Origin of the sequence: Algoriphagus jejuensis (genome assembly GCF_039523455.1) — a bacterium.
Classification (GTDB): domain Bacteria; phylum Bacteroidota; class Bacteroidia; order Cytophagales; family Cyclobacteriaceae; genus Algoriphagus; species Algoriphagus jejuensis.
This window is the reverse complement of the sequence record NZ_BAAAFI010000007.1, coordinates 388,374-401,070: the sequence shown is the minus strand read 5'-3', so window position 1 is coordinate 401,070 and position 12,697 is coordinate 388,374. Positions and strand designations below refer to the sequence as shown.

The window sequence follows — 12,697 nt, the reverse complement described above, 5'->3', positions numbered from 1 at the left end:
ACAACACCGTCATTGATCACCGTGTTACCCTCCGAGCTGTGATTTCCCTAGGAAAGTACTGATTTGAAAGCAATTCACAACGATTCTATAACAAGTCGTTGGAAATGTCCGGCTGTGATTTCCCTAGGAAAGTACTGATTTGAAAGCAATTCACAACTGAAATCGTATCGATGTTTCAACTAGTGATGCTGTGATTTCCCTAGGAAAGTACTGATTTGAAAGCAATTCACAACTGGTGTTCCTGCTGGTGTTGAAACGAAAGGCTGTGATTTCCCTAGGAAAGTACTGATTTGAAAGCAATTCACAACTGTCCAGGTAAGTATATTATCCATATCAACGCTGTGATTTCCCTAGGAAAGTACTGATTTGAAAGCAATTCACAACCCGGTCTATGTAACAGCGATCGTGCATGGTCCCCGTTGGTTTCGGTGTAGGTATTTGGATTTTTGGGGAGTGAGTGCTTGATTCGGCAGGAAATTCCTTGCTTGACTTTTCGGAATACCTATCTGCCATGTTTAACCTACGATTTCAACTCGTTTTTTTGTCAACGCTATTTGCATTGACTTCGGCAATAGCCCAGGATAGCCTCTATACCCGCTATGGCGATCTCCTGATCGGGAAAGTGGAGAAGATCAGCGCCGAAAAGATTTATTTCAAGACCGCCTACAGGAGTTCGGCGGTGGACATCAAGCTGACCGAAATAGCCAAAGTCAGCAGTTCTGAAGGTTTTCTGCTCAACGATACCAAAAACAAAAATTGGAGGGGAGAGCTAGTCTTGGACTCGGCCAACCATGGAGTGGTGGGGATTCGTACGCCCGACTCGCTGTACTTTTTTGACCAGAAGGAGGTGTTTGAACTGACCAAAGACCAGAAGAAGCGCTTCAAAGATCGCTTTACCCTTGGGATCAATTTGGGCTACATCCGAGCCAAGACGGACAATACCCTGGCTCTTTCGCTGGGCCTCAACTCCAGATATCGCACGCGTCGCTGGGACACTCGGCTGGATTATCAGGACTATGGGGCGGCGATAGCAGCGGAGATCGTCGGCAGAACCTCCCTGGATTATTCCCTGGCCTACATCCTCCCCAAAGAATGGTTTGTAAATGGTAAGGCAAACTTGTTTTCCAGTACAGAGCAGCGTCTCGATATTCGGAGGACCTTGACAGCGGGAGGGGGGAGATACCTCATTCACCGGGAGGCCAAGGTGCTGTCCTTTTCAGGAGGCGTGCTCTCCAACCATGAGGTTTTCACCGACAACCCGCAAACCTTCGCAAGTGTAGAGGGGGACCTCACCTCCCATTTCTATGGGAAGATCGGAGGCCATGTCGATCTGACGACCGACTGGGGGCTTTTCCCAAGTTTCACCGATCGTGGACGAGTTCGAAATACGCTGAACCTGGACTTGAAATATCTTTTTCTCAGCCATTTTAACGTCGGTATTCACTATATGCTCAATACTGACAACAAGCCTCCCTTGGAGACTTCCAAACGGGACTATGTCTTCGAAGTGAAGCTGGGCTGGACGCTGCACAAGCGATAGACTGAAAGGAGCAGAATTAGGGGTGGTGTATTGGGGAATTCTGACTTTACTGTCGGACTCAGTGTGATTGCGGCTGCTTCTGGGTATTTTTGTTACGGGTTGGAGTACTGATGATTTCGACAAGAACGATATTGAGTCCTCACAGTGGGGAGTCTTTGCGGGTTCCGGAGTAGAACTCTCTTTGGTTTATCTAGACCTATCTTGCCAATGGTCGCTCACGAATATTCAGAAGGAGATTGACCAGATCGATTTGGGTAAAACCAATGGCTTTTTTATAACCGCAGGGTTGAGATTCTAAAAGTCGTCTTATAATAATGAGGTCGGGGCATGTCCGAGCTTCCTGTTTTTGGGTTATCTCCGAAGCCCATGAAATGTTTCTGCCTGTTTCTGGTCTTATTGTCTTTTCCTGCGGCAGGGTCGATCAGTGTCTGATCAAAACGAATATGTGCCGGAATCCCTCCTCACCGATTCGGTGGCGCCTGCGGAGAATTTAACCCAGGATGATCAGACGAAGGTCGCTAGGTTGGTCGGGTTGACGCTGCGCGATTGTACAAAGAAGACTTGGAGAAGAGCTGGATCGATAGCCACGGCCGCCTGTACGTCTACCAACAGTTGGATCTTAATACTGATGGCAAAAAGGAAATCTTCATCGGTCTGCCGAAACCCTAATTTTTGTGGCTCGGGTGGCTGTGCCATCATTTGTCATGGGAGCCAAAACTGTCATTTTTAGGTGACTGACTATCCGGAGAATGATAGTCAGCGAGCAAACAGCCGGCTGGAGCAATCTGACCATCTATTCGTGGAGGAGCTTCCACCTGCTGAAGCTAAAGGATGGCCGTTACCCAAGTAATCTTTCTATAGCACCTGACGATCCCGACGATCCAGATGCTGGAATGCCTGGAGTTTTGGAGAGGAAAAGCTGAACGTTAAAAGCTTTTGAATTTTATTGGGTGGCACGGAAGGGGCAATTTACCCCACTCAAAGGCAAAACTGAATTCAGGGAGTTGAAAGATGAAATTCGATCGTAAACACGTGAACAATAGTAGTTTTGTCAGAATGCTTTCCTTTTAAATAAGGAAGTGGAATGAACTGAGATGGTTTATAGCAGTATTTTTTCGCGGGTCAACGATCAGTCTAGTCGACGTTCTAAACTGTGAAACCACCATTTTTTGGATATAATTAGGATAATCACAATTTCTCAGTTGTGTTTTTAATTTTTAAAAAATCGATCGAAGCATTGGGTATTTCAGCAAAAAATGGATAAGCTTGGAGATCGGTGAGAATGTTTTAAATGACCGGTTGAAAAGAGTTCAAAAATTATTCAATGGAGTATTTGGAGCACTCAAAAAATGCGATTTTGGCAATCCATTCATGTAAAAATTGGCCTAATCAGGGCTTAAACAAGGGATTGTATCAAAAAAGTTAAAAGACCCCATTGTTTTTTGAATTTAAAAAATCATAACTTTAAAACTCGATTTTAATCTGGAAACCATTTAACCTTTATCAAAAGTCTAATTAAAAACACATTATGAGAAAGTTAATCGCTTTGTTCATGCTTGCAGGTATCATGTTTGTTCCTGTTTTCGCTAACGCACAAGATGCTTCCGCAGACACTGCTGCCACTGAAGCAACTCCAGCAGTAGAAACACCTGCTGCATCTCCTACAATGGTCGACGATGAGATCGTCGTTGAGGAGCAAGGCTTTCATCAGGTAATCAAAGAGAAATTCATCGATGGTGATCCAGTTTACATGACTCCGGTATTGATCTGTTTGATCTTGGGTCTTGCGATCGCTTTGGAAAGAATCATTACGTTGAACTTGGCGACTACCAACACCAAGAAGCTTATCAACAAAGTAGAAGATGCATTGTCTTCTGGCGGTATTGAGGCGGCAAAAGACGTGACCAGAAACACCAAAGGTCCTGTTGCTTCTATCTTTACCCAAGGGTTGATGAGATATTCCGAAGGAATCGAAATGGTTGAGAAATCGATCATTGCTTACGGATCTGTGGAAATGGGCAAGCTGGAAAAAGGTTTGGTTTGGATCTCTCTTTTCATCTCCCTAGCTCCGATGTTGGGTTTCATGGGTACTGTAATCGGTATGATCTTCGCCTTCGATACCATCGAAGCAGCTGGTGATATCTCTCCTTCAATCGTAGCAGGTGGTATCAAAATCGCCCTTTTGACTACGGTAGCTGGTTTGATCGTTGCGATTATCCTTCAGTTGTTCTACAACTACCTAGTTTCTAAAATTGACTCCTTGGTTAACGACATGGAAGAAGCTTCTATCTCTTTGGTAGATGTATTGGTTAAGCACAAATTGACCGGTAAGTAATTTTTACTTCCCAATTGTCTAAATCAGTTCCTAATTAACTTAAGAAATCACTATGGATACTTATGATATCATGCTCTACGTGAGCTATGCGCTAGTGGGAGTCGGAGCAGTGGTCTCCATCCTGCTTCCGTTGATCAAGTCTTTGGATGATCCAAAGAGCTTGGTAAAAGTAGGCGCTGCCATTGTCGCGATTGCGGTTTTGTTCTTCATTTGCTACAGTATTTCAGGCAATGAAGTCCTTCCAAAATTCGAGGGTGAGCCGTTTAATCTTACGCCGCAAATGTCTCAAATCGTCGGCGGTTGTTTGTACACTACCTATGTTTTGATAATTGTTGCATTAGTCGGTATTGTGTTTACTGAATTCAACAAAGCGATCAAGTAATTATGGCAAGAAGTAAAAATAGAGGGAGTCAGGAAGTCAATGCGGGGTCCATGGCGGATATCGCCTTCCTTCTTTTGATCTTCTTCCTCGTCACGACAACGATGGCTTCGGATAAGGGGATTTTGAATATCCTTCCTCCGAAGTTAGATCCGAATGTTCCTCCACCAGATATTCAAAAGAACGAGCGTAACATTTACAATATCCTGATCAACGCAAATGACGATCTTTTGGTAGAAGGTGAGTATAGACGGAACGCAGAGGGACTTGATGTAGAAATCAAGGAATTTGTCCTAAACTTTGGATTGCCTGACGACGATGCGAGAGCTTTGTACCAGACGCTTCCGGCGTCGCTACAGGCTCAGTCTATGAAAAAGCCTGAATCTTCAGATCATCCGGGGGAGGCAGTAATTTCCATCAAGACCAACCGAGGTACTAGCTACGAGGTGTATTTGGAAGTATTCGATATGGCCAAAAAAGCCTATTTCGATATCTATGCCGAACGAGTTGGCTTGACCTCTGATGAGTATCGTAAATTGACAGGAGACGATGAAGCTACTCAAGCGCTTCTAGACCGTGGTAAACAAGGAATTCCGATGGCAATCTCTATTGCGGAGCCTGATAAAATAGGAGGGAATTAATATGTCAAAGTTTAGAAAAAAACAGAAAGCTGAACCTTCCGTATCTACGGCTTCGCTTCCAGATATTGTTTTCATGTTGCTTTTCTTCTTCATGGTAACTACCGTGATGAGAGAGCAGGAGATTTTGGTAGAACAAAAAATCCCTCAGGCGACCCAATTGCAGAAGCTTCAGAAGAAATCGTTGATTTCGTACATCTTTATTGGAAAGCCTAAGAAAACAGCGCTTTACGGTTCCGAGCCTAAAATTCAGGCGAATGACGTATTGATTAGCCCACCAGAACTTGTTCAGTGGGTCAACCAAGAGCGCGATATGCTTCCTGAGGCGGACAGAGGACTCATCACTATCTCCATGAAAGTGGATAGAGATGTAAGTATGGGGCCGATTTCCGATGTTCAGACTGAATTGAGAAATGCTGACGCTAGACGTGTATTATACGCTTCCACAGCAAAAGTGAATCAATAAGATTTCAATCTCTCTAATTAAAGCCATTCGCTAGTCGAATGGCTTTTTTGTTTTAAGCTATGAAGATAGAACTCCCTAATAGGAAGAAGATTCACCGGGCATGGGCCATGTACGATTGGGCCAACTCGGTCTATAGTCTGGTAATCACGTCCACGATCTTTCCGGTCTATTACAACAGTGTCACCAAAGGTACGGACGGTTCAGATTTGGTTGATTTTTTCGGGTGGAAAGTCATCAATACGGTTCTTTATTCTTATTCGATTTCCTTCTCATTCTTGGTTATCGCAATTTTGTCACCGTTGCTGTCTGGGATCGCCGACGCATCCGGAAAGAAGCTGTCCTTCATGAAGTTGTTCGCCTATCTCGGGTCGGCAGCTTGCGCGGGTTTGTTTTTCTTCGAAGGAGATAACCTAGAATTTGGGATCATTTGCAGCATCTTGGCCAGTATCGGGTACGCCGGCAGTATTGTATTCTACAATGCCTATCTACCGGAGATCGCTGAGGAGTATGAATACGATTTCCTCAGTGCGCGTGGTTTTGCCTTGGGCTATGCCGGTAGTGTGATTTTGCTGGTATTCAATTTACTTCTTATTCAATTTCCGGAAGCATTTGGGGTGCCTGAGGGAAGTTTTGCTCCGCGTTTCTCTTTTTTAATCACCGGACTTTGGTGGGCGGGTTTTTCACAGATCACCTTCAGGAATCTTCCCAAGAATCCCTTTAAGAAGAATATAGAAAGTAAGCTGCTCATGAAAGGCTACCACGAAATCAGAACGGTGTTTTCTCAGGTGAAGACGATTCCTGTGATAAAGAGATTTCTATTGGCCTTCTTTTTTTACTCTATGGGAGTACAAACAGTAATGTATCTAGCGGCATCCTTTGGAGACAAGGAACTGGGCCTGCCCGGGGATCAGTTGATATTGACGATCCTGATCATCCAATTGGTGGCGATCGCAGGCAGCTACCTCTTTGCTTATATTTCAAAGATTTCTGGCAATAAGGTCAGTTTGATGATCTTGGTTTTTATTTGGATTGGGATCTGTGGGGCGGCCTACTATGTTTATACGGTGTACGAGTTCTACGCTCTGGCATTTGTCGTGGGTTTGGTGATGGGAGGAATCCAGTCGCTTTCAAGGTCGACTTTTTCCAAGCTTATCCCGGGGGAAACGACTGATCATGCCTCTTTTTTTAGCTTCTATGACGTGACTGAAAAATTGGCTATTGTGTTCGGTACGTTTTCCTACGGTGTAATCGAGCAGCTTACTGGAAGTATGAGGAATAGCGCCCTTTCTCTGGGAGTGTTCTTTGTCGTAGGTTTGGGCTTCTTGGTTTTGGTTACTATCCCCAAAAAATCGTTTTCTGCTACGACTACCTGACTATGCTAAAGATACTTTCCGGCAAACAAGTCAAAACGCTCGACGCGGCCCACATTGAGTTCAATGGGATCACAAGCTTGGACCTTATGGAGAAGGCAGCTTTGGCGTTCGTTGCTTGGTGGAAAACAATTCCCCTCAATGATGCATTGCAAATTCACATTTTTTGCGGAGCGGGTAACAATGGCGGAGATGGGTTTGCCATCGCACGTCTCCTCCATCAATCTGGGCGTGTAGTTGCTGTTTTCAAATGCTTCGATGAACTTGCTAAAATGAGTCCTGAGGCCTTCAGTAATATGGAAAAGCTTCCTTCGGAGATTCAACAGAAAGTATGGAGCGAATTTGATCCCGACTCCGATGGCATTTTGATCGATGCGTTTCTGGGCGTAGGTTTCAGTGGTCGGCTCAGATCTGAGGCCGTTGAAGTGATACAGCGGATCAATTCTTTTGCTGGGAAGAAGGTCTCGGTCGATATCCCGAGTGGTTTGCCCTCCGATGAATTGTTGGATGGACCTTGTGTGGAGGCGGACTACACAGCCACTTTTGCTTTCCCGAAGCTATCGCTACTGTTTCCGGAGCATAGCCAAGTCACAGGCGAGATGGTGCTGCTGGACATCGGGATAGGTGATGAGGAATATAGTCGGTTTTCTGGTTCCTGTTTTTTCCTGCGGGAAAATGACATCGCAGGTGTTCATCGTAAGTTTCACCGTTTTTCACACAAGGGAGACTTTGGCAAAATCTTGATTGTAGCAGGAAGCAAGGGGAAGATGGGGGCTGCAATTCTGTCTTGCACGGCGGCTCTTCGGACAGGTTCAGGGTTGGTGACGTCTTTGGTTGCAGAAGAGGAACGGCAGATCGTTCAGATTTCAGTTCCCGAGGCCATGGTCACTTTTTCTCTGCCGCAGGATTTGTCCAAATTTGACGCGATAGCAATCGGTCCGGGGATCGGCGTGGGAAGAAATGCGGAGCTTCTGGCTACAATTTTCAAGAACTATACTAACCCAATCGTTCTCGATGCGGACGCGATCACCATACTTTCCCAGAATCCGGAGTTGCTTGCGCTGGTGCCAAAGGGCAGTATTCTGACACCTCACCTGACAGAGTTTGACCGGATTTTGGGAAAGACCGAAAACCATCAAGACCGATTAGCCAAGGCTTCTGAGTTTTGCCAAAAGTGGAACCTTAACCTACTGATCAAGGGGGCCAATTCGGTAATCTGTTTGGCTGACGGCAGACATATTTTCAATTCCTCCGGCACACAGTTTATGGCGACGGGAGGTGCTGGGGATGTACTCACAGGGATGCTTACATCTTTTCTGGGGCAGGGATACAGTGAGGAGCGCGCAATGATCTGCGGGGTTTTTCAACATGGACTTGCAGGAGAAATTGCCGGACGGAAGAAGCGGCGGGGGACAATTGCCTCCGATATCATTGAGGCCATTCCCGATACTTTTGTCGAGTTGGGTATTTCCTGACCCAACATCTTGGATCTAACTCTTACCTTGTTCTTTGGGTTTTTTTAAACCATAGCTTGTAGACATGCAAAACGAAAAGGCGCTACTTTGGACGCTCGCCGCGATAAACTTTATCCATATTGTAGACTTCATGATCCTGATGCCGCTTGGGCCGCAGCTAATGAGGATCTTCGAAATCGGCCCAGGAGAATTCAGTCTATTGGTGTCTTCCTACACTTTCAGCGCAGGAGTATCCAGTTTTTTCGGTGCGTTTTTTCTGGATCGATTTGATCGAAAAAAAATCCTCATTTGGGTGTACATCGGGTTTACCATCGGAACCTTGGGCTGTGCACTTTCTCCGAGCTATGGAGTACTATTGGCTGCAAGAGTCCTTTCGGGCGTTTTTGGAGGTCTGACCTCAGCTCTGATTTTGGCGATCATCGGAGATGTGGTGCCCAATGAAAGACGGGGACGTGCAATGGGTTTGGTTATGGCCGCCTTTTCGTTTGCATCTGTTATGGGAGTTCCCATCGGATTATTTTTGGCAAGTCTTTCCAGCTGGCATACGCCCTTTTTCATCCTTACAGGACTATCCTTGTTGAGCTTTGGCATGATATCTAAGTTTATTCCTCCGATTCGCGAGCATTTGGGTAAAGAAGTCAGAAGGCCCCATCCGCTGGAAGTGATATCTCGGGTGACCAGTAATAGCAATCAAATGCGGGCGATTGGTTTGTCGGTGATGATGATGTTCGGTCAGTTTATGATCATCCCTTTTTTGAGTCCCTATAACGTCGCCAATGTTGGCTTTTCGGAGATGCAGCTCACCTACATCTACATCGCAGGGGGCGCCTTTACGATCTTTACTTCGCCTTGGGTTGGGAAGCTTTCTGATCGCCATGGCAAGCTTAAAATCTTCACCATTTTCATGTTGCTTAACATGATTCCGATTGGAATCATCACCCATCTCGGGCTCACTCCGATTCCTATTGTACTGGTGGTCACCACCATGTTTTTTGTGACTTCCAATGGACGCTATGTTCCTGCGGCAGCGATCATCACAGGGACAGCAAAGCCTGAAAACCGTGGCAGTTTCCTAAGTTTCAATTCTGCGGTGCAGCAGTTGGCGGCAGGAATGGCGTCGCTTGGGGCGGGGCTGATCATCGGGGAAAATGAATTCGGGCAGCTCACCAATTTCAATAACGTTGGTTATCTAGCCATCTTTTTTAGCCTACTTTGTATTCCTTTGGCGCGCCGCGTGAAGGTGGTGAGTTGATCGCCGGGATTTCGGATTGGATTGCTTATTTTCAGAAAAATTTTCCTCTGAAGCATGTCCTTTTTGAAACCCTTTTTCCTTTCGGTTGCCTTGGTTTGGCCGGTTTGTCATGAATCTTTTGCCTTGCAAAATCCTACGGAAAAATCCCCACCAAACATCCTGTTTATTGCAATCGATGATCTCAGGCCGGAGCTTGGAGCCTATGGAGCGGACTATGTTCATTCCCCCAATCTTGATCGCTTGGCTCAACAAAGCAGCCTCTTTCACAATCACTTTGTCACCGTGCCTACCTGTGGTGCGTCCCGCTACAATCTGCTCGTGGGCAAACTCCCACAAAGCACCGTAGAGGTTGGCAATATGGCCGCCGCCCAATTGATTTCGAAGAAGGCGGAAGGGGAGCGGCCTGTAACCTTTTTGGAAAGGCTGAGGGGAAATGGCTACTATACTGTGGGAGTCGGCAAGATTTCCCACCATCCAGACGGCTATGTGTATGATTATCTGGAGCCCAAAAGCGATCAGATCGAGCTCCCGGGGAGTTGGGACGAGATGCTTTTTGATGCCGGAAAATGGGGCACGGCACACAATGCTTTCTTTGGCTATGCCGATGGCTCTAACCGAAACACCCTCAAGGGCCAAGTGAAGCCCTATGAGGCGGCGGACGTGACCGATGAGGGCTACCCCGATGGACTCACTGCCAATCTTGCGATCGAAAAGATGAAGGACTTGAAAGAAAAGGGGCAACCCTTCTTCCTGGGTGTGGGTTTTTTTAAGCCGCATCTTCCCTTCACCGCACCGAAAAAGTATTGGGACCTGTATGAGGAGTCGGAGATCCCGCTGGCACCTTTTGCGGGGATTCCGGAAAGCTCCTCCAAAGCAAGCCTACTTGCAAGTGGGGAATTCAACCAGTATGCCCTGGGAGAGGAAAAAGCAAGTCTGGATGCGGCTATGTCTGACGCTTATTCCCGCAAAGTCCGGCATGCCTATCTCGCTGCGGTGAGCTACGTGGATGCACAGGTTGGGAAAGTGCTCGATGAGTTGGAAAAACAAGGCCTCGCAGAAAACACCATCGTAGTGGTCTGGGGAGACCACGGCTGGCATCTCGGTGATCAGCTGGTTTGGGGAAAGCATACGCTTTTTGATCGGGCGCTGCAAAGTGTGCTGATGATCCGAAGACCGGGCAAGTCTGGTGAGCAGATCACCCAGATCGTCAGTACCACGGATATCTATCCTACCATATTGGAGTTTGCGGGGCTGCCTGAAGAGGCGGGTCTGGATGGGGAAAGCTTAGTGGCTCTGATGGATGAACCACAGTTGCCGACCTGGAGAAACTATGCCTACTCGTATTACAATCGCGGGGTATCGCTACGCACCGCTCAATACCGGTTGACAGAATATCTCCGAAAGGAAGGTAAAATCATCGAACTTTATGACTTCAATAAAGATCCGTATCAGAGCAAAAATGTTGCCGGGGATCAGCCTCAGAAAGTTGAACAGCTGATGAATCTCCTGGAGAAGGGAAATACGGGATTGTATCAAAAAGAGGCTGGAGACAAATGAATTATGATGTTGGCTAGAAATGAAAAACCCTCACAATGCATCGCTTTTGGAGGGTTTTTTTATAGTGTTTAAACTCTCCAAGGGATTTAAAACCCTTGGAGAGTGGGTTGATTGCAATTAAAACTCTGCGTTTCCGGGTGTTCTTGGGAAGGCGATTACATCGCGGATATTGCCCATGCCGGTTACGAAGAGCACCATTCGCTCGAAGCCCAGCCCGAAGCCCGCATGCGGCGTTGCGCCGAATCTGCGGGTGTCGAGATACCACCACATTTCTTCTTGAGGGATATTCATTTCTTCCATTCGTTTGGTCAACAAATCCAGACGCTCCTCACGCTGAGATCCACCGACGATTTCACCGATGCCTGGAAAAAGGATGTCCATGGCAGCAACGGTCTTTCCGTCGTCATTTTGACGCATGTAGAAGGACTTGATGTCTTTTGGATAATCGGTCAGGATCACCGGTTTTTTGAAATGCTTCTCTACCAAGAAGCGCTCATGTTCGGACTGCAAGTCGGCGCCCCATGCGTCGATGAGGTATTGAAACTTCTTCTTCTTGTTGTGATTGGAGTTGCGTAGGATGTCGATAGCCTCGGTGTAGGTAAGTCTGACGAAGTCATTTTCCACTACAAATTTAAGCTTATCAATCAATCCGAGCTCCGCGCGTTGGTCGGCTGGCTTTGACTTTTCCTCTTCTGTAGCCCGCTGATCAAGGAATTGGAGATCTTCGGCGCAGTGTTCCAATGCGTAGTTGATGACATATTTCAGGAAGTCCTCCGCGAGGTTTTGGTTGTCCTCTGCATCGTAGAAGGCCATTTCAGGCTCGATCATCCAAAATTCCGCCAGGTGACGGGTGGTGTTGGAGTTCTCTGCGCGAAAGGTTGGTCCAAAGGTATAGATCTCAGCCAAGGCCATCGCCGCCAATTCTCCCTCAAGCTGCCCAGATACGGTAAGGTTGGTTTCTTTTTCGAAGAAATCCTTTTTGAAGTCTATCACTCCTTCTTCATTTTTCGGAAGGTTCTTCAGATCCAAGGTAGTCACGCGGAACATTTCTCCGGCACCTTCTGCATCAGACGCGGTGATGATCGGCGTGTGGATGTAGAAGAATCCCTTGTCATTGAAATATTTATGCACTGCAAAGGCCAAAGCGTGACGCACTCTGAAAACTGCGCTAAAGGTGTTAGTGCGCATTCTCAGGTGGGCAATGTCTCTCAGGAATTCCAGGGAGTGCTTTTTGGGCTGGAGCGGGTATTTGTCCGGATCTGCCTCGCCAAGGATTTCGATGGATTTGGCATTGAGTTCGGAGGATTGCCCCGCGCCTTGCGATTCCACTACGGTGCCGGACACTTTGAGGCAGGCGCCAGTGCTGCATTTCTTCAGGATGTCTTCCGAAATCAAATTGGGGTCTGCGACTACCTGGTAGTTGGTAATGATCGAACCGTCATTGAGAGCGATGAAAGAGACATTTTTATTGCTTCTTTTGGTACGTACCCAGCCCATCAGGGTGATCTCTTGTCCGGTCAGGTTCTGATCCAGGATGGTCTTGATTTTGACCCGTTTGTTAAATGCCATTGGAGATTAGTTATGCAGGGAAAAGGCTTTTCCGGCCATTTTTTAGTGGAATGCAAAAAAACGATTAAATCACCTTTTTATCAAAACATTGGCTCTTTTTCCTAAATTTGATTCAT

At 46.6% G+C, this 12,697-nt stretch carries 11 protein-coding genes and 1 CRISPR repeat array; of the genes, 9 read left to right on the top strand and 2 right to left on the bottom strand.

Translation table 11 applies throughout. From position 1 onward, the window contains the following. Window positions 1-35: 35 nt before the first annotated feature. A CRISPR array of direct repeats spans window positions 36-384; the repeat unit is 46 nt; unit sequence GCTGTGATTTCCCTAGGAAAGTACTGATTTGAAAGCAATTCACAAC. A gap of 127 nt (window positions 385-511) precedes the next feature. After that, window positions 512-1,540 carry a DUF481 domain-containing protein gene (locus ABD031_RS09535; protein ID WP_343850728.1) on the top strand — a complete coding sequence of 343 codons (1,029 nt, stop codon included), beginning with the start codon at window positions 512-514 and terminating at the stop codon, window positions 1,538-1,540. A gap of 504 nt (window positions 1,541-2,044) precedes the next feature. On the opposite strand, the gene ABD031_RS09530 is transcribed toward ABD031_RS09535, so the two are convergent. Beyond that, on the bottom strand, window positions 2,045-2,236 hold the full coding sequence (locus ABD031_RS09530; RefSeq protein WP_343850726.1) for a hypothetical protein: 192 nt from the start codon (window positions 2,234-2,236) through the stop codon (window positions 2,045-2,047). 832 nt (window positions 2,237-3,068) lie between these two features. On the opposite strand from ABD031_RS09530, the gene ABD031_RS09525 reads away from it, so the two are divergent. The 8 genes from ABD031_RS09525 (at window position 3,069) to ABD031_RS09490 (ending at window position 11,012) form a co-directional block, all read left to right on the top strand. Continuing rightward, window positions 3,069-3,875, top strand: coding sequence for a MotA/TolQ/ExbB proton channel family protein (locus ABD031_RS09525; protein WP_343850724.1), 807 nt, complete (start codon window positions 3,069-3,071; stop codon window positions 3,873-3,875). A gap of 52 nt (window positions 3,876-3,927) precedes the next feature. Further along, window positions 3,928-4,257, top strand: a complete 330-nt coding sequence (locus ABD031_RS09520; RefSeq protein WP_343850722.1) for a hypothetical protein — start codon at window positions 3,928-3,930, stop codon at window positions 4,255-4,257. A 2-nt stretch (window positions 4,258-4,259) separates the two neighbouring features. Beyond that, complete coding sequence (locus tag ABD031_RS09515) at window positions 4,260-4,895, top strand: ExbD/TolR family protein (protein ID WP_343850720.1); 636 nt, start codon at window positions 4,260-4,262, stop codon at window positions 4,893-4,895. A gap of 1 nt (window position 4,896) precedes the next feature. Beyond that, window positions 4,897-5,358, top strand: a complete 462-nt coding sequence (locus tag ABD031_RS09510; protein ID WP_343850718.1) for an ExbD/TolR family protein — start codon at window positions 4,897-4,899, stop codon at window positions 5,356-5,358. 59 nt (window positions 5,359-5,417) lie between these two features. Then, window positions 5,418-6,731: an MFS transporter gene (locus ABD031_RS09505; RefSeq protein ID WP_343850716.1), complete on the top strand. Its 1,314-nt coding sequence runs from the start codon at window positions 5,418-5,420 to the stop codon at window positions 6,729-6,731. A 2-nt stretch (window positions 6,732-6,733) separates the two neighbouring features. Then, window positions 6,734-8,203 carry an NAD(P)H-hydrate dehydratase gene (locus tag ABD031_RS09500; protein WP_343850714.1) on the top strand — a complete coding sequence of 490 codons (1,470 nt, stop codon included), beginning with the start codon at window positions 6,734-6,736 and terminating at the stop codon, window positions 8,201-8,203. A gap of 64 nt (window positions 8,204-8,267) precedes the next feature. Next, entirely contained in the window at window positions 8,268-9,455 is a 1,188-nt protein-coding gene (locus ABD031_RS09495) for an MFS transporter (RefSeq protein WP_343850712.1), read from the top strand. A 54-nt stretch (window positions 9,456-9,509) separates the two neighbouring features. Continuing rightward, window positions 9,510-11,012 carry a sulfatase gene (locus tag ABD031_RS09490; protein WP_343850710.1) on the top strand — a complete coding sequence of 501 codons (1,503 nt, stop codon included), beginning with the start codon at window positions 9,510-9,512 and terminating at the stop codon, window positions 11,010-11,012. A gap of 117 nt (window positions 11,013-11,129) precedes the next feature. On the opposite strand, the gene asnS is transcribed toward ABD031_RS09490, so the two are convergent. Further along, a complete protein-coding gene (asnS, locus tag ABD031_RS09485) occupies window positions 11,130-12,581 on the bottom strand; it encodes an asparagine--tRNA ligase (RefSeq protein WP_343850708.1) in 1,452 nt (483 codons plus the stop codon). Window positions 12,582-12,697 lie beyond the last annotated feature (116 nt).